This is a genomic window from Ruegeria sp. AP7, assembly GCF_056539905.1.
The window spans coordinates 1-24,994 of record NZ_JBQFVT010000011.1; the positions used below are offsets into that span (position 1 = coordinate 1).

At 56.4% G+C, this 24,994-nt stretch carries 25 protein-coding genes; 11 read left to right on the forward strand and 14 right to left on the reverse strand.

The annotated features are described in order from the left end of the window. On the forward strand, nt 1-220 hold a 220-nt coding region (locus tag ACR0KN_RS17080), incomplete at its 5' end, for a hypothetical protein (RefSeq protein ID WP_480655246.1). A gap of 85 nt (nt 221-305) precedes the next feature. After that, entirely contained in the window at nt 306-995 is a 690-nt protein-coding gene (locus tag ACR0KN_RS17085; protein ID WP_170779970.1) for a M48 family metallopeptidase, read from the forward strand. A gap of 68 nt (nt 996-1,063) precedes the next feature. Here ACR0KN_RS17085 and ACR0KN_RS17090 read toward each other — a convergent pair whose 3' ends face one another. Genes ACR0KN_RS17090 through ACR0KN_RS17110 form a run of 5 tightly spaced genes read right to left on the reverse strand, consistent with a single transcriptional unit; the run spans nt 1,064 to nt 6,284 of the window. After that, the gene (locus ACR0KN_RS17090; protein WP_480655248.1) at nt 1,064-1,606 is read right to left on the reverse strand and encodes an RSP_2648 family PIN domain-containing protein; all 543 of its coding nucleotides are present in this window, start codon (nt 1,604-1,606) and stop codon (nt 1,064-1,066) included. Continuing rightward, nucleotides 1,603-2,805, reverse strand: a complete 1,203-nt coding sequence (locus tag ACR0KN_RS17095; RefSeq protein WP_480655250.1) for an RSP_2647 family RNA methyltransferase — start codon at nt 2,803-2,805, stop codon at nt 1,603-1,605. The genes ACR0KN_RS17090 and ACR0KN_RS17095 overlap by 4 nt, the downstream gene beginning before the upstream one ends. Nucleotides 2,806-2,846: 41 nt before the next feature. Beyond that, entirely contained in the window at nt 2,847-3,119 is a 273-nt protein-coding gene (locus ACR0KN_RS17100; protein WP_480655252.1) for a hypothetical protein, read from the reverse strand. Beyond that, nucleotides 3,106-5,898 carry a [protein-PII] uridylyltransferase family protein gene (locus ACR0KN_RS17105; protein ID WP_480655254.1) on the reverse strand — a complete coding sequence of 931 codons (2,793 nt, stop codon included), beginning with the start codon at nt 5,896-5,898 and terminating at the stop codon, nt 3,106-3,108. Before ACR0KN_RS17105 ends, ACR0KN_RS17100 begins: the two co-directional genes overlap by 14 nt. Continuing rightward, on the reverse strand, nt 5,895-6,284 hold the full coding sequence (locus ACR0KN_RS17110; protein ID WP_480655256.1) for a DUF4440 domain-containing protein: 390 nt from the start codon (nt 6,282-6,284) through the stop codon (nt 5,895-5,897). The genes ACR0KN_RS17105 and ACR0KN_RS17110 overlap by 4 nt, the downstream gene beginning before the upstream one ends. Before the next feature lie 156 nt (nt 6,285-6,440). On the opposite strand from ACR0KN_RS17110, the gene ACR0KN_RS17115 reads away from it, so the two are divergent. The 4 genes from ACR0KN_RS17115 to ACR0KN_RS17130 all read left to right on the forward strand — a co-directional run bounded on the left by ACR0KN_RS17115 (nt 6,441) and on the right by ACR0KN_RS17130 (nt 8,660). Then, nucleotides 6,441-6,866 carry a DUF2852 domain-containing protein gene (locus ACR0KN_RS17115; protein ID WP_170540470.1) on the forward strand — a complete coding sequence of 142 codons (426 nt, stop codon included), beginning with the start codon at nt 6,441-6,443 and terminating at the stop codon, nt 6,864-6,866. A gap of 65 nt (nt 6,867-6,931) precedes the next feature. Next, entirely contained in the window at nt 6,932-7,363 is a 432-nt protein-coding gene (locus ACR0KN_RS17120; protein WP_480655258.1) for an RDD family protein, read from the forward strand. Nucleotides 7,364-7,439: 76 nt separating this feature from the next. Beyond that, nucleotides 7,440-8,264 (forward strand): arginyltransferase, encoded by an 825-nt coding sequence (locus ACR0KN_RS17125; protein ID WP_480655260.1) that lies wholly within the window; start codon nt 7,440-7,442, stop codon nt 8,262-8,264. Between the two features lie 6 nt (nt 8,265-8,270). After that, a complete protein-coding gene (locus tag ACR0KN_RS17130; protein ID WP_480655262.1) occupies nt 8,271-8,660 on the forward strand; it encodes a VOC family protein in 390 nt (129 codons plus the stop codon). 70 nt (nt 8,661-8,730) lie between these two features. Here the strand turns inward: ACR0KN_RS17130 and ACR0KN_RS17135 are convergent, their stop codons facing one another. The 3 genes from ACR0KN_RS17135 to ACR0KN_RS17145 form a co-directional block, all read right to left on the reverse strand. Next, nucleotides 8,731-11,085: a TRAP transporter large permease subunit gene (locus ACR0KN_RS17135; protein WP_170773268.1), complete on the reverse strand. Its 2,355-nt coding sequence runs from the start codon at nt 11,083-11,085 to the stop codon at nt 8,731-8,733. Nucleotides 11,086-11,102: 17 nt separating this feature from the next. Beyond that, nucleotides 11,103-12,029 carry a TRAP transporter small permease subunit gene (locus ACR0KN_RS17140; RefSeq protein ID WP_170773266.1) on the reverse strand — a complete coding sequence of 309 codons (927 nt, stop codon included), beginning with the start codon at nt 12,027-12,029 and terminating at the stop codon, nt 11,103-11,105. Nucleotides 12,030-12,148: 119 nt separating this feature from the next. Continuing rightward, nucleotides 12,149-13,231: a TRAP transporter substrate-binding protein gene (locus ACR0KN_RS17145; protein WP_170473331.1), complete on the reverse strand. Its 1,083-nt coding sequence runs from the start codon at nt 13,229-13,231 to the stop codon at nt 12,149-12,151. A gap of 246 nt (nt 13,232-13,477) precedes the next feature. On the opposite strand from ACR0KN_RS17145, the gene ACR0KN_RS17150 reads away from it, so the two are divergent. Continuing rightward, nucleotides 13,478-14,911, forward strand: a complete 1,434-nt coding sequence (locus tag ACR0KN_RS17150; protein ID WP_170703174.1) for a cache domain-containing protein — start codon at nt 13,478-13,480, stop codon at nt 14,909-14,911. Then, nucleotides 14,911-15,558, forward strand: coding sequence for a response regulator transcription factor (locus ACR0KN_RS17155; RefSeq protein WP_010442161.1), 648 nt, complete (start codon nt 14,911-14,913; stop codon nt 15,556-15,558). Before ACR0KN_RS17150 ends, ACR0KN_RS17155 begins: the two co-directional genes overlap by 1 nt. Before the next feature lie 83 nt (nt 15,559-15,641). Here the strand turns inward: ACR0KN_RS17155 and ACR0KN_RS17160 are convergent, their stop codons facing one another. Together ACR0KN_RS17160 and ACR0KN_RS17165 are read right to left on the reverse strand one after the other, a co-directional pair. Then, nucleotides 15,642-16,022 carry a bleomycin resistance protein gene (locus tag ACR0KN_RS17160; RefSeq protein ID WP_170703172.1) on the reverse strand — a complete coding sequence of 127 codons (381 nt, stop codon included), beginning with the start codon at nt 16,020-16,022 and terminating at the stop codon, nt 15,642-15,644. 51 nt (nt 16,023-16,073) lie between these two features. Next, nucleotides 16,074-16,919: a HalD/BesD family halogenase gene (locus ACR0KN_RS17165; RefSeq protein WP_170540484.1), complete on the reverse strand. Its 846-nt coding sequence runs from the start codon at nt 16,917-16,919 to the stop codon at nt 16,074-16,076. Between the two features lie 425 nt (nt 16,920-17,344). Here ACR0KN_RS17165 and ACR0KN_RS17170 point away from each other — a divergent pair, with 425 nt between their 5' ends. From ACR0KN_RS17170 to ACR0KN_RS17180, 3 genes are all read left to right on the forward strand, one after another. Further along, nucleotides 17,345-19,096, forward strand: coding sequence for an acetolactate synthase 3 large subunit (locus tag ACR0KN_RS17170; RefSeq protein WP_260022583.1), 1,752 nt, complete (start codon nt 17,345-17,347; stop codon nt 19,094-19,096). Between the two features lie 67 nt (nt 19,097-19,163). Next, the gene (gene ilvN / locus ACR0KN_RS17175) at nt 19,164-19,724 is read left to right on the forward strand and encodes an acetolactate synthase small subunit (protein WP_010442156.1); all 561 of its coding nucleotides are present in this window, start codon (nt 19,164-19,166) and stop codon (nt 19,722-19,724) included. Nucleotides 19,725-20,062: 338 nt separating this feature from the next. Then, entirely contained in the window at nt 20,063-20,746 is a 684-nt protein-coding gene (locus ACR0KN_RS17180; RefSeq protein WP_480655267.1) for a helix-turn-helix domain-containing protein, read from the forward strand. 25 nt (nt 20,747-20,771) lie between these two features. Here the strand turns inward: ACR0KN_RS17180 and ACR0KN_RS17185 are convergent, their stop codons facing one another. From ACR0KN_RS17185 to prfB, 4 genes are all read right to left on the reverse strand, one after another. Next, nucleotides 20,772-21,569 carry a DUF2189 domain-containing protein gene (locus ACR0KN_RS17185; protein ID WP_010442154.1) on the reverse strand — a complete coding sequence of 266 codons (798 nt, stop codon included), beginning with the start codon at nt 21,567-21,569 and terminating at the stop codon, nt 20,772-20,774. A 29-nt stretch (nt 21,570-21,598) separates the two neighbouring features. After that, on the reverse strand, nt 21,599-22,996 hold the full coding sequence (locus ACR0KN_RS17190) for an amidase (RefSeq protein WP_480655269.1): 1,398 nt from the start codon (nt 22,994-22,996) through the stop codon (nt 21,599-21,601). A gap of 104 nt (nt 22,997-23,100) precedes the next feature. Further along, nucleotides 23,101-23,808: a M50 family metallopeptidase gene (locus ACR0KN_RS17195; protein WP_480655271.1), complete on the reverse strand. Its 708-nt coding sequence runs from the start codon at nt 23,806-23,808 to the stop codon at nt 23,101-23,103. Beyond that, nucleotides 23,809-24,936 carry a peptide chain release factor 2 gene (gene prfB / locus ACR0KN_RS17200; protein WP_010442151.1) on the reverse strand — a complete coding sequence of 376 codons (1,128 nt, stop codon included), beginning with the start codon at nt 24,934-24,936 and terminating at the stop codon, nt 23,809-23,811. Nucleotides 24,937-24,994: the final 58 nt, after the last annotated feature.

Here is a 24,994-nt window from a genome sequence, read left to right on the forward strand (position 1 = left end):
CGATCTCAGTGCGCTTGAGGATGAACTGCGCGATGCTGAGGCCTATGAAGAGGCGCGCGACGATCTGCGCGCGGATGTGAGGGATCTGAGAATTGACACCTTGGTCGCAGAGAAAGAGGCCGAACATGCGTTTTTCGAAGCTTCAAAGGGCGCGGTTTTGACTAAGCAGTCGCTCTCCGAGTTCCACTCGAACCTTCAGTTGCCAACGCCAAGTCAGTAGCAATCGTCTACGCAACACCCTCCAATCGGGCCTGTATCTGGAATAGCGACTTGCCTCTACAGGGCGAGCCGCCCATATCTAACACATGCTCCGATTAACACCCATCTTGCTGGCCATCGCCTATGCCGTCGTCATGTATCGGATTTCCGTTTGGCGCACGCATCGCGAGCTGGATGCAAAATCGACTGAGTTGGCTGATCCCGCTCTCAAACGTATGACCGACCGATTGGCGGCAGCTTTGGAAATCGATCGTGTGCCGGTCTACATCTACGAAATCGATCCGGTGAACGGTCTGGCAGCACCTGATGGACGCATTTTCATTACGCGTGGATTCTATCGAAAGTTTCACAATGGCGAGGTTTCGGCAGAAGAAATGGCGAGCGTCATCGCGCACGAGCTTGGGCATGTAGCACTGGGACACGCCCGGCGGCGCATGATCGATTTTTCCGGCCAGAATGCGCTGCGGGCCGCGTTGATGATGCTGTTGAACCGTTTTATTCCGTTCATCGGTGCGTGGATCGCGAATATGCTGACACATCTGTTGGCCTCGCGATTGTCGCGTGGCGACGAGTATGAGGCAGATGAGTATGCCGCGGCGCTTTTGACCAAAGCCGGAATTGGGATTGGGCCGCAGAAGTCATTGTTCCACAAGCTTGAAGATCTGACACAACAGCGTGCAGGCGTAGTACCAGCCTGGCTGATGAGCCACCCGAAGACGGATGAGCGGATTGCAGCGTTGGAGGTGTTGGAACAAAAGTGGGGCGTTGGTGGTTAGTTTGGAAGCGAGGGGCCAGCCCCGCACACGCCCCGGAGTATTTTTGGCCAGATGAAGAAAATCCTGCGTCAGTCGGCGAGCGCTTTGCCTAGTCTTGGCAGCCGTACTTTCTTCATCAGTGCGCGTAATGTCCAGTTATCGCCCGATAGGCGGTTGGCGACTGACAGAACGCTGGTAGCGATTTGCGACATGCCTTCTGGATCCGAAAGCCAGAAACCGTGCAGCAACCCATCGGGGTCGCGCCGATCAAGCCCTTCTTCGGCAAGGATGTTTTTTGGAAAGTCTTTGGCGTTGACGGTGACTATGGCATCCGACGAGCTTGTGACTGCTGTTGCCAGAACATGGATATCTGCCGCATCCGGCAGCCATAGACGTTGCTCTGCTCCGGGTGCGGCAGGATGCTCGGCATCTGGCCAATTTGCCTGAACCAATGCGATTTCGGCACGTGCCTGTACCTCGCCCTCCGGGCCGAGTTTGCGCGCCGCGCGGGCCCATTCTTCCAAGATGCGCGCGGACCAGACAGGTGTAAAATGGCCAAGCTTGGCGGCGCCCAGCAACATTTCTCGCATCACCGTTGGATAGATGACGCAGGTATCCAGAACCGCTTTCACAGCCGGTAAAACACAGCTTTGAGGTAACCGCTTTCGGCTAGTTGCGGCAGTTGCGGGTGGTCAGGGCCCGCAAATCCGGTATGGATCAGTTGGGCTCGTCTCCCTGCGCGTCCGATCCCGCGCGAAGACGCATCACGAAAGCGTCCCAAATCGGCGGCATGAGAACAGGAGCAGAGGCCAAGGTAACCGCCGGGCTTGACCAGCGGTGCTGCCAGACGTGCGATGCGCTCATACGCGCGCAAGCCTGCGTCCAGCGCCTGTTTCGAGGGTGCAAAGGCTGGAGGATCGCAGATTACAACGTCGAATTCTGCACCCTCTTCCCCCAGCTTGGCCAGCACATCGAAGGCATCCCCTTGACGGGTCTGAAAACGATCGGCAAACCCTGATACCTCAGCGCCCTTTGCCGCCAATTCCAAAGCCGCCGCCGATCCATCAACCGACACGGCGTGTGCCGCGCCGCCCGCCAGCATGGCCAAGCCGAATCCACCGACATGACTAAAAACATCCAGTACACGCGCACCGGGGTGAACCAACTTGGCGGCAAACGCATGATTGGGGCGCTGGTCATAAAACAGGCCGGTTTTCTGCCCGCCCGTCAGGTCGGCCATATATGTTGCACCGTTCATGGGCACCGGCAGCGGTGCCTCGGGCGCAGTGCCGCGGAGGGCCAGGCTGAGATCGTCCAGCCCTTCCAAACCGCGCGTGCGGCCCGAGGCATTTTTCAACACCGTAGATACCCCGGTGACTTTGACCAGCGCGTCGGTCAGCGCATCGAGATGCGCCTCGGCCCATGCGGCGTTTGGCTGGATCACGCAGGCATCTCCGAAGCGGTCGATGATGACACCCGGAAACCCATCCGCCTCAGCATGGATCAGACGGTAGTATGGGGCATCAAACAAGTTTTCGCGCATCTCAAGCGCATGGCGAAGTCGCGTTTCGAACCAATCCGCGGTCAGCTGTGTCCCGATATCGCGATCCAGCACCCGGCACATGATCTTCGAGGCCGGGTTTACTGCGACCAGAGCGATGGGTGCGCGTTTATCATCTTCGAGCACAGCCAATGCTCCGGCTTCGATTTTTCGAGTCCGGCGGTCGGTCACGATGTCATTGGCATAGACCCATGGAAACCCATGGCGAAGGCCACGCGCGTTGGCCTTGGGTTTCAAACGGATACGGGGGCGTTCGGATGAATTTGTCATGGCGCCCTCATAGTCGCGAATACGCAGGGGTAAAAGCCCTGTTAGCGGTTGCGATTGCGCCAGCCGCCACGCCGCTTGGGCGCTTGGGCAGTTTGCAGCCCTTCGGCCAGTACCTGCGTCATTGGGTGGTCTTCTGTCTGAGCCGAGTAAATCGAATGCAGAGAGCTCACGGCCTGTTTCTGATCGCGGTCTACAGGCAGGCTCAGCGCCCAGTCCAGAAAAATGCTGCGGCATTCAGGCAAGGTGATGCCTTCAATCCGATAAGCTTCGCGGATCAGACCTTTATGGTCGTTCGGATCATCATTGCGTGCCATCTTCAATCTCCCCAACCACGCCGCTGATCAACTGGGCGGCCCTACTGTAACTGTCCTTCAAGGCAGATTGCAGCTGCTCGACCTGATCGAACCCGGTGGCCCGGCACAGGAAGGCTGTGCCTCCCTCGCCAATCTTATCGGCCTCAATCACTTTTCCCGACAGCAGCCGCGCTGCGCATTGCACCGACCAGCATAAGTCGTAACAGTCCCTGAGGGTTTGTGCCTGCGCGACATCCAGCAACGCGGCTGCGACAGCGCCGTCAAGACCCGAAGCCACGTCGCGCTGAGAAAGCCCCGCCATCAAAGCTCCAGTTTCAGCCAACAATTCGATATCCATCATGCGGCCCGGTCCGTTCTTGGCGTCCCACACTCCGGCGGGTGCTTTGGCGGCAGCAAGCCGGGCGCGCATTTCGGCAACCTCTTTCAGAACCATGTCCCTATCGCGTGGTTGCGACAGGAATTCAGCGCGAAAGGTCTCGATATCCTCCGCCAGCTCAGCATCGCCCGCAACAACATGAGCTCGGGTCAGCGCCAGGTGTTCCCACACCCAGGCTTCATTCTGCTGGTAGTTGGTGAAGCTGCCCCAACTGGTGGCTACTGGCCCCTGATTGCCCGAAGGTCGAAGGCGCATGTCGACCTCATAAAGACGCCCCTGCGACATCGGCGCGCTGAGCGCCGTTATCAGGGCTTGGGTAAACCGAGCGTAATATGTCCGCGTGGCCAGCGGGCGGGGGCCATCAGACATGTCCTGATCCTGTGGGTCGTAGATGACAATCATGTCCAGATCGGATTGCGAGTTGATGCGCCCTGCCCCAAGCGATCCCATGCCCAGAACCGCGGCGCCACGCCCCGGCGCAGGGCCGTGCTTTTTGGCAAACTGCTCGACAACGCAAGGCAGCACCGCCGCGATAACGGCCTGCGCAAGTTCAGCATATTGCCGCCCGGCCTGCGCCCCGTTGATCAATCCGCGCAGATGATGCACGCCGATGCGAAAGTGCCATTCCTTGCACCAGCGACGCGCAAAATCCAGCTGCGTTTCATAGTCGTCTTCTTCTGTCAGGGCCCGTGAAAGATCGGCCCGCAACGTAGTCAGCCCCGGCCAGTCGCTGAAGAAACTTCCGCCTATCACCGCGTCAAAAACAGAGGCATTGCGCGAAAGATGGGTGGCAAGAGCGTGAGATGTACCGACGATATCGACCAGCAGATCGATCAGTTGCGGATTCGCCTCAAACAGTGAAAACAGCTGCACCCCGGCTGGCAATCCAGACAGAAACCCGTCCAACGCAAGCAACGCTTCTTCGGGTTTCGCGGTCTTTGCCAGTCGCGATAAAAGCTCGGGCCTTAGCCGCTCGAATATCCGAGCCCCCCGCTGAGACCGAAGCGCCGGGTAGGTGGGCCAGCGGGCCAGAACACCCTTGTCGAATTCGAACTCTTGTAGCTGCGCAGGCTGCGCGCCCGGTCCGGGGGCAAAGAACCCTTCAGTCAATTCGTGCACTTCGGTCAGGCGGCGGGTCAGATCGGCGGTCAGTTCGTCGCTACTGATGCCCATCAGGCAGGCAACCCGTTCGATCCCGTCTTCTGAGTTTGGAACTTTATGGGTTTGAGCATCATGTACCATTTGGATGCGATGCTCGACCTCGCGATGGGCGCGGTAATGATCCGTTAGTTTTACGGTGACATCCTCGGGCACCCAGCCTTTCGACGCCAGCGCCGCCAAACCAGGCACGGTTCCCCGCACCCGCAGGTCAGGGTCGCGGCCTCCTGCGATCAGTTGGCGGGTCTGAGTAAAGAACTCAATCTCGCGTATACCGCCCTGCCCCAGCTTCATATCATGACCTGGAATCGAGAGGCTGCCACCAGTTCCCTTATTCTCGCGAATGCGCAGACGCATGTCATGAGCGTCTTGAATCGCGGCAAAATCCAAGTGCCGGCGCCAGACGAACGGGCGCAACGCATCCAAAAACCTCTGCCCCGCCGCGATATCCCCGGCACAAGGTCGCGCCTTGATATAGGCCGCGCGCTCCCACGTGCGTCCAAGGCTTTCGTAGTACCGCTCAGCCGCTTCCATCGCCAGACACACAGGCGTGACTGCCGGGTCAGGGCGCAGGCGCAGATCAGTGCGGAATACATATCCATCCGCCGTTTTGTCGCTGAGCGTCGCACAAAAGTTACGCGTGGCGCGAACCATTCCCTGCCGGGCCTCGTAAAAATCATCAGGGTCGAAACGTGTTTCATCGAACATCACGATCAGGTCGATATCCGAGCTATAGTTCAGCTCGTGCGCACCCATCTTGCCCATCGCCAGAATGACCATACCGGCAGCGGTTTCGACATCGTCTTCAGTCATGCCCGGCAGCTTTCCGCGCCGGATCAGTGCGGCAATCTCAGCCTTCGCTGCCACATCGGCAGCCAGTGCGCCGAAATCGGTCAGCGCAGCAGTCACCTTTTCCAGCGGCCACGCACCCGCCAGATCTGCGAGGGCCGTCAGCAATGCCATGCGCCGTTTTGCTTGCCGTAATCCGGGTTTCAACTGATCCGATGGCAGCTTCCGAGTCGCCTCCATCACCTCCGCGAATGACTGGTCTGGTCGCTGCAGCGCTTGCGGCAGCCAATCCCGTTCTTGATCGATCAATCCCTTAAGATAGGGGCTGGAGCCAGCAGTTCCTGCGATCAACTCACCCTGTTCGGCCGTCAGATCGGGCAGTGCAGCACGTGTTTCCTGCCCTAGTTCGGCATGAAATGCACGCGGTAGACGGTTTATGGCGAGAGCGTCACTCATGCTTTATCCAAAGGGGTGTCCTGGCTGAAGCTGTTGACCCAAACGTCATGCCGCCGCTCCCAAAGTGATGAGATCAGCATCGCTTCCCATTCTTCTCTGTCGGGTCGCCGATAATCTGCGCGGTACGAGAGCAAAACTATGTCCGCCGACAAAACACGCAGTCTGGTGTCGCTGAGTTCATACTGTGCCATCGTCGGCGCATCGGCGAACTGGCCCACGTGATCATCTCGATTTGCAAACCCGGATGGGTATACGCCCAGGAAATCTGGGCTCAGCAAGGCACGGTCCGCCTCGGCGTTCCCTTCAACAAGTGCAGTCCACACTTGTTTTTCCAAAGATAGAATCTGATCAAGTGATGGGGCGGGATTATTTTCAATATCTTGCATGAGCTGAAATTGCGCCCGATCCGCGACCGCGTCAACCAATCAGGAGCGATGATCCATAAAATGTAAATCTTTTTCACATACACCCCTTGCATCAGCCTTGTACCCCTCCCATCTAGGAAATGTGAAAAGCATTTACATCCTAACTGGAGAGAGCACATGACCGCATTGTCCGACCACGCCGTTCCCCAAAACCCGGGGTGGCTGCACCGAAGCGAAGCCTGGCTTGACAGCAAGGGCAAAGGCGCCTGGATCGCCGCAATGGTCCTTGGCTTTATCTTCTTCTGGCCGATCGGCCTTGCCTTCCTTGCCTATATGATCTGGAGCAAACGCATGTTCAGCAAATCCTGCAGCCGTCGTTCATCGTGGAACAGTCACATGAGCGCAATGAAACCTTCGGGCAACAGCGCATTTGACGCGTATAAGGCTGACACGCTGGCGCGGCTCGAGCGTGAACAGAAGGACTTTGAGGCCTTCCTGCACCGCCTGCGCGAAGCCAAGGATAAGGCCGAATTCGACGAGTTCATGGACGAACGCGCCCGCGACAATCGCGACGACGCAGACGATGGCAATAAACCCGTCTGATCTGAACTTGCCCTGTCCCGGTTGTCGGGACAGGGTGTTTCTGACAAACTTCCGGACCGCACTCTATGACTCACCTGCCTGATCCCGACAGCCAGCCCGAATTCTATCAATCCGTGGCGACCAAACGCTTCTTTGCTTGGCTGTTCGACATCGCCTTCATCTCGCTGCTGTGTACAGTTGCAATTCTACTGACCTTTGGCATGGGTTTTTTCATCCTGGCCCTGATCTATGCCGTGGTTAGCTTCGTCTACCGCGTTGTCACTATCGCGAATGGCTCGGCCACGTTGGGGATGCGCTTCATGGGGATTGAGTTGCGTGATGCGTTTGGTGCCCGGATGGATACAGGCAAAGCCATCGCACACACGGCAGGCTATTTCGTTAGCATGGCGTTTCCGGTACTGCAGATCATCTCGGTTATCATGATGATGACCAGCGCCCGTCGTCAGGGCCTTACCGATGCCTTCCTTGGCACCGTGATGATCAATCAACGCGCCTAACTAAACACCTGAGTGAGACACTTGGCGACACCAAAAACCGTTGCTATCATCGGTCCCGAGGAAATGCGGGACCTTCATGCGACACACGCTGCCAATCGCGCCACAATTCTATGTGACAGCACCCCAACCCTGCCCTTATCTTGAGGGTAGAATGGAGCGCAAACTGTTCACCGCCCTTCAGGGAGAAGGCGCGGACCAGCTGAATAATTGCTTGTCGCAACAAGGATTTCGCCGTTCGCAGAATGTGCTTTATCGACCGTCCTGCACCGATTGCGCCGCCTGCCTGTCAGCGCGCATCGATGTTTCAAGCTTTCGCCCCAGCAAAAGCCAGAGACGGGCCTATCGGCGCAATTCCTATCTGACTCGGCGTGCCACATCGCCGTGGGCCACGGATGAGCAATTCGACCTATTCCGGCGCTATCTCGATGCTCGCCATGCTGATGGCGGTATGGCCGATATGGATGTGTTTGAATTTGCCGCGATGATCGAGGAAACCCCGATCCGCAGTCGCGTAGTGGAATATGCCGATCCCGATACAGACGAATTGATCGCAGTCAGCCTGACCGATGTGCTGGATGACGGGTTGAGCATGGTCTACTCGTTCTACGATCCACAGTTTCAGCAACACTCTCTGGGTACGTATATGATCCTCGACCATATTGAGATCGCGCGCGAGGCAGGATTGCCTTACATCTATCTGGGATATTGGGTCCCCGGCAGTCCGAAGATGGACTATAAAGCCAAATTTTCGGGGCTTCAGGCCTATATTCGAGGCGAATGGAAGCAGATTGAAGACCCGGAACAATACGCCCAGACAGCGCACCACCCTCTGTCATCGGCCCCCATTGCCGAGCAGGTGGCCAATATCCAACTGCCTGACAGACATCCGACGAAAGGCTAACCTGCAATGAGGCAGAGCCTTCACGCGGTCACTCTTGTAGTGCCGGATTACGATGATGCGATTGCGTTCTACACCAATGTGCTGAGCTTCTCGCTGCTCCAGGATATTGATCTGGGTGGTGGCAAACGCTGGGTGCGCGTCGCGCCTCCGGGATCATCCGAGGGTACGCTGTTGCTTGCCAGGGCTGCGAATGGCGTCCAGCGCTCGTGCATCGGGAACCAGACAGGGGGCCGTGTCGGCTTCTTCCTTGAAACAGATGATTTCAATCGGGACTACGAAAACATGCGCGTCAACGGCGTTCATTTTGAAGAACCGCCTCGCTACGAACCCTACGGTACCGTAGCGGTCTGGCGTGACCCCTTCGGCAATCGCTGGGACCTGATCCAGTTCACCTGATCCCCTTCACAGTTGCATAAAGCAAAGGGGGCATCGAAGCCCCCTTTCCCTTGGACATAAATCGCCTCAATCAGCTTGGTATCAGATCGGGCACAATGGTGACGATCGAGGGGAAGAACCACAAGATCGCGATACCCACCACCTGAATGATCACAAACGGTATGATGCCACGATAGATGTGGCCGGTTGTGACCTCTTTGGGAGCAACTCCGCGTAGATAGAACAGCGCAAACCCGAAAGGTGGCGTCAGGAACGAGGTCTGAAGGTTCACCGCAACCATGATCGTCACCCATTTCGGATCGAATGACCCGCCATAGATCACCGGTCCCACGATTGGGATCACGATGTAAATGATCTCAAGGAAATCCAGAACGAAGCCCAGGAAAAACAACACCAGCATCACAATCAGGAAGACTGTGAATTCATTGTCGAAGCTCTTGAGGAATTGCTGGATATAGTGCTCGCCTCCGAACGAGATCACCACCAGGTTCAGCAGTTGCGATCCGATCAGGATGGTAAAGACCATCGAGGTCACCTTAGCCGTCTCGCGCACTACAGGTGTCAGAACCCCGCTCGAGAACAGCACCCAACATGCGAACAACAGCCCGAACAGCGCGTAAAGATAAGCGGAATAGGCAATGATGAAGGCAATCCAGCTTTCGACCGTGACACCGCCCTGATTGATACGCAGATCAAAGTTCACGCCCATCAGCAGCGCAATGATCACTGCAAAGGTCGACCATATGATCACCTTGCCCGACCTACCCTGATCCTGCAGCTTACGATAGGCTGCCAGCATGATAGCCCCACCCGCCCCCAGTGCCGCTGCGGGCGTGGGGTTGGTGACACCGCCAAGGATCGATCCCAGCACCGCGATGATCAGAACCAATGGCGGGAAAACCACACGGATCAGATCATTGGTGGCGCATCGTGCGGCCGCCTCTTTGCAGCCATACATGGCAAACGCAAAGGGTATCGCCAGCAACAGGAACGTCGCCCCGGACGACGTTGTCGGCGCAATCAGCAGCACATCGACCAGCAGCATCAGCAACAAGCCGATAGCCCCGACGATCAGAGGTTGCGGCGACCGCGATGGAGCAATCCCGCGTCCCAGTACCAACGTGAGCCCCAGCAGAACCACAATAACGGCAACACCGTTTCCTATTGGTGCAGCGGCAGCGATCTTGGCCTCTTGTGCAGCCGCAAGTTCCTCTTCGCTCAGACGTTGGGATTCAGCCGCACCTCCTGCCTCATCGATCGCTTCCTGCTCGGCCACCGCCTGATCCCAGGCGGATTGACCATGCAGTTCGATCATCGAAGCCTGACACTCTTCCGAGACGTTTGTGCGCAGTGATGCGCCCTGCCCGATATCCGAGAATGCCGAGACTGAGACATTCTGGCTTCCGATCACGCCCGCACTGCCCAGCAGTACAGCGCCAACGATCAGAGCAACCGGAGCACCCAGCAGCCAAGTCAGACCTTCCGAGCGCGTGATGGTTTCACCCGAACCGCCCGACAGCTCAACCGCCGGGGCCTTTTCCGGGTTCAGCAGCGCATAACCAAAGGCATAGAGCGCATATAGCAGCGCCAGCATGATCCCTGGCAGCAGCGCCGCCTGGAACAAGGTGCCCACCGAAACGACTGCAGGCTCGCCCAGATAGGTCAGCGCATCGGTACACCCGGCCTCGACCGCTCGCGTTTCCTGTGCGGTGGAATAGAGGTCACCCGCCAGCGTCCCCAGCAGAACGATCACGATGGACGGTGGAATGATCTGCCCCAACGTACCCGAGGCCGCGATCACACCCGTCGCCAGTTCCGGCGAATAGTTGTTCCGCAGCATGGTGGGCAGGGCCAACAAGCCCATGGTCACCACAGTCGCGCCCACGATACCGGTCGAAGCCGCAAGGAATGCACCCACGACCACAATCGAGACCGCAAGGCCACCGGGCAAGGGCCCGAAGACGCGCGCCATCGTGGTCAGCAGGTCGTTTGCGATCTTCGACCGCTCCAGCGTGATGCCCATCAGGACGAACATCAGCACCGCTAGCAGGGTTTCAATCGATTGCCCGGCCAGAACACGCTCGTTCATACGGTTCACGATGAAAGAGACGTTCCGGTCCAGCGCGGTTTCCCAGCCTTGTACAAAGACCGGCTCGGCGATCCTTGGCAAATCCGGGTATCGGAACACGGATATCACGTCAGGTTTGACACCCGAATTCACCACGTCACGGTAGGCTTGCGAACCGGTGTCGATCGCTTGGTGGATCAACAGTCCGGCGCTGTCTAATGCGGCGATTATCCCGAAGGAAATCACCCCGGCCCCACCGATAGCAAAAGCCACCGGAAAGCCGCTAAGAATTCCACCAAACAGGCAGAAGAATACGATAATGAGGCCTATCTCGACGCCATCAAGTCCGAATAGCATTGTCTGGTTCTCCGTCCCTAATGCGCGCCTTCGTAGGCTTCTTCACCCTCGCCAAGGCTGTCCTTGTCGAGGTATTTTCCTTCACTTTCCGGCCCTTCCACGTATTCCAGATACGAGCGATACAGGAAGGCAATCGCGTGCAGGAACACCATGGCGGCAAAGGCCACCAGCAGAATTTTGAACAGGAAGTAGGCGTTGAACCCATTGGGACTGAACCCGATGGTTTCCACGTTCCAACGCAGCGCTCGGGACTTGGCCAGCAGCCGGTCCAGCGTATCACTGGCCGAGGGTTTCGGCACGATCAGGTGCCGCCACATGAAGTACCAGCCATACATCCAGGTCAGCACGGCCATGGGCATCATGAACAGAACCGCCCCACACATATCAACGACGCGTTTGGCCTTGTGGCTGATACCAGCATAAATCAGGTCAACGCGGACGTGACCGCCTTGCACGAATGTGTAAGTGCAGCACAGGCAGACAACCATCGCGTTATAAAGTTTAAGTTCTTCGGCAAACCAACTGATATCCATCTGAAAAGGGATACCCAAACCAAAGGACATATCTGGTCGCGTGAACACCCGCTGCATGAATACGATCACGATCTGCTGGATCACCATCAGCAGTCCTGCCCAGGCAAAGAAACGTCCAGTGGTGTTGGCAAAACCCTCGAGCCCGCGCACCATCCCCCACATAAAGTTCCGGTAGTAGAGCCCTACGGCCGTCAGCACCAGAAACAGCGCGAAGATCACGAAGAAGAACTCGACAGACCCGCCGTAATAGACAAAGCGCATGATCGCTTCTTTGTCCGACCAGTTCAGCCAGAGCTGCGGATGCGTGATGGCGTATCCGAAATTATAGAAGGCTTCGGCAATGTTCTGAATGAACCATATCAGTCCATTCCACAGGGCGCCGAAGAACGAGATACCGTTTTCGTCCTGCATGTTGTCCCCAGGTCGTATCGGTTGCACGTTTGATTATTGCGGCATGTCCGAACCGCTTATGTGCAACGGGAAAGGCTCCCCCGCCTTTACGGGGGAACCGATTGCATTGAGCGGTTTACTTAGCCGCGAACGCGGTCGCGTTGTGCGGTGTAAACACCCGACGACAGGTTGTTCCATGCCGAGGACTCAGCCATCGACGCCATGGCGCTGTCGTGGATGCGCTTGAACAACTCGTCACCCATGTTCTCGTCCAGAACTTCCTGGCTGGCTGCACCAAATGCGTCCCAAACACTGTCAGGGAATTCCATGACCTTGACGCCACCGGCTTGCAAGCGCGCCAGCGCGGCACCGTTGTTGGCCAGGAATTGTGCCAAGTTCCACTGGTGGCATTCGGCTGCTGCGATCTCGATGATCTTCTGCTGCGCAGCGGACAGGCTGTCATAAACCTCGCGGTTAGTGGCCAACGACAGACCCGCACCCGGCTCATGGAAGCCTGCGGTGTAATAGGTCTTGGTGATTTCCTGGAAGCCCGCTTTTTCGTCAGCCCAAGGACCGATCCACTCGGTTCCGTCAATCGCACCGGACGACAGCGCCTGATACACTTCCGAACCCGGAATGTTCTGAACCGAGGCACCCAGCTTGCCCAGCGCCTTACCGCCCAGACCCGGCATACGGAACTTCAAGCCGTTAAAGTCTTCAGGGCTGTTGATCTCTTTCGAGTACCAGCCACCTGCCTGCGCGCCAGTATTACCGGCCAGGAAGGATTTCAGGCCGAAGATTTCGCCCAGCTCATCATGCAGCTCCATGCCGCCGGCATGGTAATACCAGTTCACCAGTTCCTGCGCGGTCATGCCGAACGGAACAGCGGTGAAGAAGGCATAGCCCGGGTGCTGACCCACAAAGTAGTAGTCTGCCGCGTGGTACATATCAGCCTGACCGGACGATACCGCGTCAAATACTTCGAAAGCACCAACCAATTCACCGGCTGCTTTGATTTCAACGTTCAGGTCGCCATCCGACATCGTGGTGATGCTGTCGGCGCAGCGCTGCGCGCTGTCAAACACACCCGCAAGGCCACGGCCCCACGAGGTAACCATGGTCAGCGTGCGCTTGCCCTGCGCATAGGCGGGCGCTGCCAGCGTGGTGGCTGCAGCGGCCGAGCCGCCCAGTGCTGATGTTTTTAGAAACTTACGACGATCCATATGAGTGATCCTCCCCTTCATATTCATTCCCCGGGTGATGCCGGGTCGATCGTTTCCAGTGCGCGTTAGCCTAGTTCCGCACACATGAATGTGAATACCTACTACTACGTAGCCAGTCAGATTTTTTTGGATTTGAGGGCGCAATTCGGGCTGATTTCGCGTGCCCAGCGCTAAATCGCGTTGCCTGAGGTCACTGATCAACCAATCTTTTTGCAATTTCGCTGCGGCTTGCGTATCGATTCGATCATGAGAGGTTTCCGGAATCTCATCTCGCTGACTTACGCGCAGAAATTGTCGCTTGTCGCTGCAATCCCACTGATTGCGGCGGTGGCGGCGATCGCCTTGGTCGTCGCATATGAATCCCGCGCAACCGCTGAAAGCGAGATACAAGCGCTTGAACGCCGCCTGATCGAAGCCAAGAAGGACGAACTGCGCAACTACGTCACACAAGCGCGCAACGGGTTTGCCTATATCTACGGTCGCGCCTCGCCCGATGACGCGGTGGCAAAGAACCTGGTCACGCAAATCCTGTCGGCGATGATCTACGGCAAAGACGGGTTCTTCTTCGTCTACGATTATGACGGCAACAATCTGGTCAGCCCGCGCCAGACCGAGTTTATCAACCGCAACTGGGTTGGCCTAACGGATAGTGATGGCACGCCCATTGTGGATGAGTTCATAAGCCTCGCCCGCCAAGGCGCAGGATGGCACAGCTTTATGTGGCAAAAACCTTCAACCGGGGAAGAGGCGCAGATGATCGCCTATGTGGTTGGCTTGCAGGATTGGCGCTGGGTTGTAGGCACCGGCGTTTTCATTGACGATATCGTCGCCACCGTGGCCAACGCCCGCGCCGAGGTCGAGGCGCGCGTGCAGCGCACATTCCTTTATATCGGGGGTATCGTTCTTGCAGCCGTATTGATCGTCTTTGCATCCGGAATGTTGCTGAATTTTCGCGAACGCAGGTTGGCTGACGCCAAACTCAAGGAACTAACCCAGCGCGTGCTTGATACCCAAGAGGAAGAGCGCGGGCGCGTTGCCCGTGAATTGCACGATGGCATCAGCCAAATACTGGTCGGCGTCCGTTATGCGCTGGACAATGCCCGTCGACGGTTGGGCCGCGGAGACGACGCAGCCGCGCAAGCTCCGCTGCAAACAGGTATCGATAATCTGGCCACCGCCATCACCGAAGTCCGCCGTATTAGCCGCGATCTGCGCCCCGGCGTTCTGGACGATCTGGGTCTTGGGCCTGCCCTGAAAGCACTGACAGACGACTTCAGCGAACGCACCGGGATCGAGACCGAGTTTTCGACAGTCGTGTTCCGTAACCGGCTGGATCAGGACAGCAAGATCGCCCTTTATAGGATTGCACAGGAAGCCCTGACCAATATCGAGCGCCACTCGGGCGCGACCCGTGTTACCATAGATCTGCGGGGGCATAAGAAAGGCGCCACGATGCGGATCACCGACAATGGGCGCGGATTACGTAGCGAACCCGGTCAAGTCAGCGCCGGGATCGGATTGCGCAACATGCAAGAGCGGATTGAGCAGCTTGACGGCAGCCTGCGTATCCTCTCCTCTCGCGGCGGGCAAAGCGGCACTGTGATTGAAGTCAGCCTGCCACTCAGCCATATGCTGCCGCCGCAGGAAGATCCAACGCCAAAACGAAAGGCCGGTCTCTGATGTCCGACACGACCACCCGTGTACTTATAGTCGACGATCATCCCATGGTCGCCGAAGGCATTCAGTCACTACTGGAAAGCTTTGATGAAATAGACGTGGTTGGCACGCTCTCAAACGGGCAAGAGGCGGTTGATCAGGCGACCCAGCTCGAACCAGACGTGATCCTGATGGATCTCAACATGCCCGGCCTCAGCGGGCTCAACGCCACTGAGATTATCTTGGAACGCCTTCCTGAAACCCGTATTCTGATCCTATCAATGCACGACAGTCCCGAATATATCTCGACGGCGCTCAGTCACGGAGCCAAGGGCTATATCCTCAAGGACGTTCCGACCGAAGAAATCAAGCAAGCTATCGACGCGGTGATGCGTGGCGAGCGCTATCTCTGCACCGGTGCCAGAGGTTCTTTGGAACCGAAAGAGGGTGACACGCGTGAAGCGCTAACCGGGCGCGAACAGACCATCTTGCTGGAGCTCGCGCAGGGCAAATCCAACAAAGAAGTCGCGCAGTCTCTGGATATTTCTGTCCGCACGGTCGAAACTCACCGTAAGAATATCAAACGTAAACTGGGGATCTCTTCGACTGCCGGTCTGACCCGCTATGCGCTGGAACACGGCGTTCTGCAGGGCACCAGTCCCGGGCTCTGACCGCAGCGCGATACGCGCTGCCCGGCCCAACCGGAAAAGGCGCGCCGAATGGCGCGTTGATGACGGGCGGGAGCTTTGCCCGGTTACCTGGGGCGCATGTCCTGACCAAAGAAGATCAGCGTTCCATCTTCGTCGATCACATGAAATTCGCGCTGCTGATAGGGCTGATCGAAAGGCGGGCGCACGCGGCCTTCTGGCAAATCGGCCAACTGCCCTTTCATCTCTTCATAAAGCGCATCAATTCCATCGACATCAACATAGAAGGATTGGTTATCACCCAATGGCTTACCATCCGATCGCGGCGGGCATTCCAATAAACGAATGGCAACTTGATCCAACCTTAGAAACGCGTAGTTCTCCTGCCTGAAATTGCAGGTAAATCGCAGCTTCTTGCAATAATACTCAATCTGCGCTTCCAAAGACGAACAAAGAACAAATGGTGTGAGTTGCAGTATTTGCGACATTAATGGTTTCTCCGCAGATAATATAGTGGCCAGTCTAGCCTCTCGCTTAACTCAATCCAGCAATTCGTCATCCCGAAGCCCAGCACGCGCGTAATGATGGGGCAAAACCCGACCATAAAGTTGCCGTGTACGCTCAACCCCGCCGCACATCCCTTCGGTTTCTACAAATGAAAAAATTCCGACATAGCGTTTACGATCACCTTCGACCGGAGCAACCCGGTGCAAGGCATAACGCCCTTTGAAAATCTGCAGGTCTCCTGGTTGCAGTTCCAGTTGGTGCACACCCCTCCTGCTGCCATCTAAAATCGCAGCGACGCCTTTGAAATTTTCGTCTTCACCGGTTCGTAGGTTGGGTGCGTATTCGAACGCGCCGCCTGCTTCGCCATTCTGAATTGCCAGCGTCACAGTGTAATTATTGGTGTCGAAGTGCCACGGGAAGCCGCCTCCCTTCTCGACAACATTGATGATCACGTCCGCCAACGGATCGTCATATCTAAAGAACCGATCCTCTGGCTCGTTCAGCGCCTCGCGGATGAAGGGCATGAAACCTTCATACTCATAAATACGTCGCAAAGGGCTTGTGGCTATAAAATTATCCGCTGGCACAAAGGCATTGGAGCGGTCAAAAAACCGCCGGATCGGATGCCCGATACCAAAGCTCGGGTCGTCCTGAGTGAAATAGGCGTTCGTGCGATTGAATGACCGATGCGCCTTGGGAGCGACCTCGTCGGCCTCGGCAATCAGTCTTTCCAATCCCTCTTCATGCACAAAGGACGGCAGGACTGCACATCCATCAGCATCCAGATCCCGCCGCAGGTCCGCGATCAACTGCCTATATCCATAGGAGTCAGGCCGATCGATCGGATATCGCCCTAAATCTACAAGATCGTGCAACATGTCTGACCTCCCGATGTAGTGCTGTTTTCATCAGCCTGCCTCAGCATCGGGGGTTGCTCTGGTCTGTTTCAGACATGGACCTGACGCAATCAGACCAGCCTAACGCAAGGTCATGCACTCAAAATTTCACCCAAATTTCACGGATGTTTCTCGAGCTGCGTCATTTTGCGCAATAAAGTAACAAAAAATATGAACACTGACTTACAATATTTTTGTATTTGCCTGTTGACGCCCCTTCCCCTCAAACATAATGTCCCTGCACGCAAAGAAGGAGCCTCTGGCGATGAAAGCGCTAGTCGTAATCGTAGGAAACACGCGCATGGGCCGGTAACGGTAAACCATAATCGAACCCATGCGCCTCCGAAAATCTCGGGGGCTTTTTTTTGGCAACACGCAAGACACATGTCGCGAACGGAGCAAAGCAGATGACACGTGAGATGACCGGCGCAAAGATGGTAGTTCAGGCCCTCAAAGATCAGGGCGTGGACACAGTTTTCGGATACCCCGGTGGCGCCGTCCTACCGATCTATGATGAGATTTTTCTGCAAAACGACATTCGCCACATTCTGGTACGGCATGAGCAGGGTGCGGTACATGCCGCTGAAGGCTATGCCCGCTCAACCGGCAAGCCGGGCGTTGCCTTGGTCACATCCGGTCCCGGTGCGACAAATGCGGTGACCGGCCTGACCGATGCGTTGCTGGATTCGATTCCGATCGTTGTTCTGACCGGTCAGGTTCCAACCTTCATGATTGGCTCTGATGCCTTTCAGGAGGCGGACACCGTAGGCATCACCCGCCCCTGCACCAAGCACAACTGGCTGGTGAAGGATACGGACTCGCTGGCGGCAACAATGCATGAAGCCTTCCACGTGGCAACCGCGGGTCGTCCCGGCCCCGTGCTGGTCGACATTCCGAAGGACGTTCAGTTTGCCTCGGGTGAATACACGACGCCAAAACCGTCAACCTCCCACTATCAGCCAGTATTGAAGGGCGATCTGGAAGAAATCACCGAACTGGTTGCGGCAATTGAGACCGCGAAGAAACCGGTCTTCTACACTGGCGGCGGTGTCATCAATTCGGGCCCTGCAGCCAGCCAGCTGTTGCGCGAGCTTGTGGACGCAACCGGCTTCCCGATCACCTCGACCCTGATGGGGCTTGGGGCTTATCCGGCCTCGGGTGAAAACTGGATCGGTATGCTGGGGATGCATGGGCTCTACGAGGCCAACATGGCGATGCATGATTGCGATCTGATGATCAATATCGGCGCGCGTTTTGACGACCGGATCACCGGCCGTATCGATGCGTTCTCGCCAAATTCGACCAAAGCTCATGTGGATATCGACCCATCCTCAATCAACAAGGTTATCCGTGTGGACATCCCAATCGTTGGCGATGTTGCCCATGTGCTTGAGGACATTCTGAAAGTCTGGAAGGCACGCGGTCGCAAAACAGATGCCGCCAATATCAAACAGTGGCAGGACCAGATCAACGAGTGGCGCAAAGTTAACTGCCTTGCCTTCACCAACAGCGAGAAAACCATCAAGCCGCAATACGCGCTGCAACGGCTTGAAGAGCTGACAAAGAACCACGATCGATACGTCACGACTGAGGTTGGGCAACACCAGATGTGGGCGGCTCAGTATCTCGGCTTTGAAGATCCAAACCGCTGGATGACATCGGGTGGTCTCGGCACAATGGGCTATGGTTTCCCCGCCTCGATCGGTGTGCAGATGGCACATCCCGATGCACTGGTCATCAACGTGGCGGGCGAGGCCTCATGGTTGATGAACATGCAGGAAATGGGCACCGCAGCACAGTACCGCTTGCCGGTGAAGCAGTTTATCCTGAACAATGAACGCCTTGGCATGGTGCGCCAATGGCAGGAGCTGCTGCATGGCGAACGCTATTCGCACAGCTGGTCCGAAGCACTGCCTGATTTCGTCAAACTCGCCGACGCCTTTGGTGCCAAGGGTATCCTGTGTTCCGACCCAGCAGATCTGGACGACGCGATCATGGAGATGATCAACTACGACGGCCCGGTGATCTTCGACTGCGTAGTCGAAAAGCATGAAAACTGCTTCCCGATGATCCCATCAGGCAAAGCCCATAACGAAATGCTGCTGGGCGAGGCCGAGACGCAGGGCGTGATCGATAGCAAAGGCTCGGTACTGGTATAACAAAATTCGACGAATTTTGTCGGGCGCTTAGGTGCCCGGCCATCGAAAGATGATGAAAGGGACGTAAATGTCTGCCCTACAAATCAAAAAAGGCGCAACTCGCCATTCTGCTTACAACCTACGCCCAACTTTCTCGGACGTTCAGGAACAGCATACAATTGCTGTTCTGGTTGAAAACGAACCGGGCGTTCTGGCGCGGGTGATCGGACTGTTCTCGGGCCGCGGCTATAACATCGAAAGCCTCACGGTCGCCGAGGTGGATCATACAGGCCACCTGAGCCGGATCACGATTGTTACCACCGGCACCCCGCAGGTCATCGAACAGATCAAAGCGCAGCTCGGACGCATCGTCTCGGTTCGCGATGTCCATGATCTGACCGTTGAAGGCGCCTCGGTCGAGCGCGAGCTGGCGATCATCAAGGTTGTCGGCGAAGGAGACAAACGGGTCGAGGCGTTGCGTCTGGCCGATATTTTCCGCGCCAATGTGGTCGATAGCACGCTGAATTCATTCATTTTTGAAATCACCGGCGCGCCAGACAAGATCGATGCGTTTGCTGACCTGATGCGCCCTCTGGGGCTAATCGAAATCGCCCGGACCGGTGTTGCTGCCCTGCTGCGTGGTGACTGACATTTTGGCACCATCCTCGGCTGTGCTTGCCCAGCCGAGGACCCGGCCACGCAATAAGTTTAAACAATAATCCGAAATTAGTCCGCATTCCGCGCAATTCATGAACAATAGTATGTAAAAGATCATGCAAAAAAGCTGAATCGCTATTGATTTTGCATGACGTAACGTTAGCCTGACCTGCGTAGCGGGACCTCATCCGGCGCCCCCTTTTGTCATTTTTACGATTTCTGACTGACGTGCAGCCACTGTGTTGACGTCTTCTTGTTATTTCGAATCTCAAGCAGAACCGTGGAATTGACGTGACTGACAGCAATCGCAGCCCTGCAAAATTACGTAGAATGTTTGGCGCGAACCTTCGGCAGCTTGCACAAAGATACCCATCGGTGTCTGAGCTATGCCGCCAACTGGGAATCAATCGAACGCAGTTCAACCGATATCTGGCCGGTGAGAGCTTTCCGCGCCCGGATATTTTGGACAGGATTTGTCAGTTTTTTGATGTCGATGCGCGTATCCTTCTAAAACCACTGGATGAAATCGAGCCCAACGCCCCGCATCCGGCGGTAAATGTCATCGATCGTTACCTCTCGGCTAACGTCGATACGACGTTTGCGACCGGCTTTTACCAAGCCATTGAGCGTGACCAGACAGCCGCGAGCCAGCCCCATCACCGGCTGTACCATGTGCGTGAGATCTTCAATTGCACCCTGCTACGTGGTTATGACCCCTGTTCCCCGCTATCCGAGAGACCCGCCACGCGTGAGGTTCGGGGTATCGTGTCTTATGCAGATGGAAAGATCTGCGCGTTGATTTCACGAAAAGGCGCGCAAGATCGTCGAATGATGGTTCTGTCTGAGACAAGCGAAGAGAACGGCACCCGATTGTTGGGCTATGTCTATCGGCTGGCAGAAGGATCCGAGCTAGGCCAGAGCACCCAACGGGTTGAGCTACGGCACTTGGGACATGACCTGTCTGCTGCGTTGAAATTGGCGCGCAAAGCAAAGCGCTCAGCGCACCCGCGCTAGGGCACTCTGACCTGAGATTGCGCGTTCAGGCACTCTCAGGTTCAGCAGTTTCTGATGTTCCACCATCTGAGATCAAACGATAGAGATGCCAGCTTGCGTGTCCAAGCAACGGCAGAACCAGAAACAGACCCAAGAACCAGGGCACCATCGCGAGAAATGTGACAATCGCGATGAATCCACCCCACCCCAGCATCACTTTCATGTTCGCCTTGACGTAACCAAAGCTTGAGATCATCGCTGTCACGAAATCTAATTCGCGATCCAGCAACATTGGTATCGATAGTACCGTGATCATGTACAAAATGATCGCAAACACGGCACCGACCAATGTGCCCAAAGCTAACATGCCCAAACCATTAGGGGTCAGAAAGACTTCAAACGAAGTCGAGATGTTGGTCATCGTCGACAGACCCATGAACAGGGCAAAGATCATGTGACCCAGAAAGAACCAGAACAGAAAAATCACCACTATGATCGCGCAAATAGACGGCAGTTGCCTGCGGCTTTGCTGAACGACGACGCCGAATATCGCAGCAGGGTTCAACGGTTCGCCCTGCTCCAATCGGTGCGACACCTCGTACAGTCCTACGGCGGCGAACGGCCCGATCAAAGGAAACCCGATTGCGGCCAGAACCAGCCAGAATGATGTACCGGTCTTTAGTGTAACCCAGGCCATGAGCCACCCGGCCAAGACGTAAAAACCAGCAAAAAGAAGCCCGTATAGCGGCGCGCTGCGAAAATCTTGCCAGGCGCGACGCAGCGCTTGTTTCAGCATCGCAGTATCGACCGGTTTCAACGTCGGCACACCAAAGGGTTTATTCATTCCTGTTTGCTCCTCCCAGCCCTTTCTTTCTACATGGCGGGTCGTTTCTGTGGCCAGTGCGTTTCTGCGTGATAAGCGGCGCCCATCGACAAGATTTTCGCATCCGATCCACGTGGGCCAAATAGTTGCAGCCCCATCGGCAACCCATTGGCCCCAAACCCGGCTGGAGCTCCCAAACAGGGCAGACCCAGCAGGCTGACTGGCGTGACAACCTGCATCCAGCGATGGTAGGTATCCATCCGCTGCCCTTCGATTTTGGTTGGGTATGGTGTTTCGATCTCGAATGGCCAGACCTGCGCAGCTGGCAATACCAGAGCGTCATAATCAGCAAATATCTCTACCGCGCGTCTGTGCCAGTCTGATCGAATAACACTGGCGCGGTGCACATCCATTGCGCTGAAAGACAGCCCACGCTCCAACTCCCATTGCGCTGTATCTTTGAGTACGGCTTTATCCCGAGCCAGAGGCTCAAGCCCAGTTGCCACGCTCCATGAGCGCAATGTGATCCAGCTGTCCCAGATCAGGTCCGCATCAAAGGGTGGTTCAAGCGTGTCAACCCGCGCGCCGTTTCCTTCGAAAACCCGCAACGCATCTCTGCAAAGCTCAAGTATGCCTGGCTCATATGGAAACGCCCCGCCCCAGTCACCCATCCAGCCGATACGCATTCCTGTCAGATCGGCCGCCTGAATGGGGGACACTGCCGCAACCTCGGCGCTCAGGGGCATTCTTGGGTCTGGGCCAGACATCACGTCGAGCAAAAGCCCGATATCTTCCGGGCTGCGCGCCATCGGCCCCAATGTTGAAAGCTGGTGCAGATAGCTGTCGCCAGCTGGTTCGGAAGGAACCCGCCCCCAAGTAGGCCTGAACCCATAGACGTTGTTCCATGCCGCGGGGTTGCGCAAGCTGCCCATCATGTCGGACCCGTCGGCCAGCGACAGCATGCCCGTCGCCAACGCCACAGCCGCGCCACCCGACGAGCCGCCACAGGATTTTGCCGTATCGTACGGGTTGCGGGTTGCGCCATAGACGGGGTTGAACGTGTGCGAGCCAAGTCCGATTTCCGGCGTATTGGTCTTACCGATCAGGATCGCTCCGGCTGCGCGCAACCGGGCGGCCAACAGATCGTCAGTTTGTGGGACAAGATCCTTGAACAATGACGAACCCTGGGTCGAGGCGATCCCCGCCACATTCACCAGGTCTTTCACCGCAATCGGTAGCCCGTGCAGAGACCCACGCGTGAGGGCCGCATCCGCCGCCCGCGCCTCTTCCATCAATGCGTCGTCCTCTCGGAGCGCGACAATCGCGTTCACCGGGCCATTCACCTCAGCAATACGGTCCAGTGTCGCGCGCATCAACTCAACTGCTGAAAGCTGACGGTTGGACAAGCTATCGAGAATGTCCTTTGCAGAGGCTCTGTTCAGATCCATGTGGGTTGGCCCTTTGCCTGTTCCCGATCAGCCTAACGACGTGGTCGGACCATTTAAAGCCACTGTTTAGATGTATCTTTTTTGGATGTGAGCAAAGGTTATGCTTACCTGATACTGACGTCGATCCGGACATTGCTATCGCGGCCAAGCATGTTCTTCAGGCCAAAGATGATCATGACTAGGCTGATTGTCAGCCACAGCCCACCCCACATCATTGTCGTTCCACCGAACTCGTCGGCCAGCATGTACGCGTCTGAACTCAAGCCCGAGCGCCGGATGGTGTCATCGAAGATATCAAAGGGCACGTAGATCATGCTGGTCAATCCAATGACTCGCAAAATCAGATCGCACAGATTGCGGCTCAGGTACCAGGCGATCGCCACCATCACCACGCCGGTGCACGCACAGAACGCCATGGCAAACGGGTCACGGATATACAGCAGAGTGACCACCAGCATGACGCCACCAAAGAGACCAAGCGCCATCCGATCTGCATTCGTGCGTAGGGCGATCATCAGCAGCCCCATCCCAAGCATCAATGAGCCCAGATATCCGGCTGAAAGGCTGATAAACCGGTTGCCGCCTCGGCCGACCACCAGACCACCCTGTTGCGGTGAGACCGAAAAGCTTTCGACCGATCCTCCGGTCAGAACGATAGCAAGGGCGTGCGAAAGCTCATGCAGAAAAACAACCAGGATTTTCAATGGAAGCACCAGCACCGTGTTCCAGAACACAAACACCAACGCGACAATGATGATCAGTTGCCAGTGGCCTCTGATCAGGTTTGCAACAGAGGTCAGGTGCTTTCGCAACTAGCCTTCGCCTTGCGCCTCGGACCGGCTTTTACCCGAGACATTCAGCGCTAGCGTCGCTGCCATGAACTCATCAAGGTCGCCGTCCAGTACGCCCTTGGTATCCGAGGTTTCATGGTTGGTTCGCAGATCTTTAACCATCTGATAGGGCTGCAGCACGTAGGACCGGATTTGGTTGCCCCAACCCGCATCACCTTTGGCCTCATGCGCTGCGTTGATATCAGCATTCCGGCGATCCAGCTCTTGCTGATACAAGCGCGATTTCAGTGCCTTCATCGCAATATCGCGGTTCTGGTGCTGCGATTTCTCCGAACTCGTCACAACAATCCCAGTCGGGATGTGCGTGATACGTACCGCTGAATCTGTAGTGTTCACGTGCTGACCACCTGCGCCCGAGGACCGGTATGTATCGATACGGATGTCCGAAGGATTGACCTCGATCTCGATATTGTCGTCCACCACCGGATAAACCCAGACCGAACTGAACGAGGTATGCCGTTTGGCTGCCGAGTCGAAGGGCGAAATGCGCACCAGCCGGTGCACGCCGCTTTCCGATTTCAACCAACCATAGGCGTTGTGACCGGTGATCTTGTAAGCGGCAGATTTGATGCCCGCTTCTTCCCCCGCCGTCTCGGATTGTAGTTCGACCGTATAGCCCTTTTTCTCGGCCCAACGCACGTACATCCGCGCCAGCATCGAAGCCCAGTCACAGCTTTCCGTACCTCCGGCGCCGGAGTTGATCTCAAGAAACGTATCATTTCCGTCGGCTTCGCCATCCAGTAGCGCCTCAAGCTCTTTCTTGGCGGCTTTGGTCTGAAGGCTTTTGATGGCGTTCTCAGCGTCGGTGACAACCTCTTCGTCCTCTTCCATCTCGCCCAATTCGATCAGTTCAATATTATCGCTGAGATCGGTTTTGATGGATTCGTAGGTCTCGATTGCGTCGACCAGCATCTGCCGTTCGCGCATCAGTTTTTGCGCGTTTTCAGGATTGTCCCACAGGTTTGGATCTTCAACACGTGCGTTGAATTCCTCTAGCCGGTGCGGAGCGGTTTCATAGTCCATACGCTGCGCCAGCAGCTCCAGCGACTTTTCGATCTCCGCCACGATATTCTGGGTTTCGGCGCGCATGGTCAGGTCCCAACTTGCTCAATCAGGGTTGCGTGATAGCAAGAGGTGCAAGCCACCA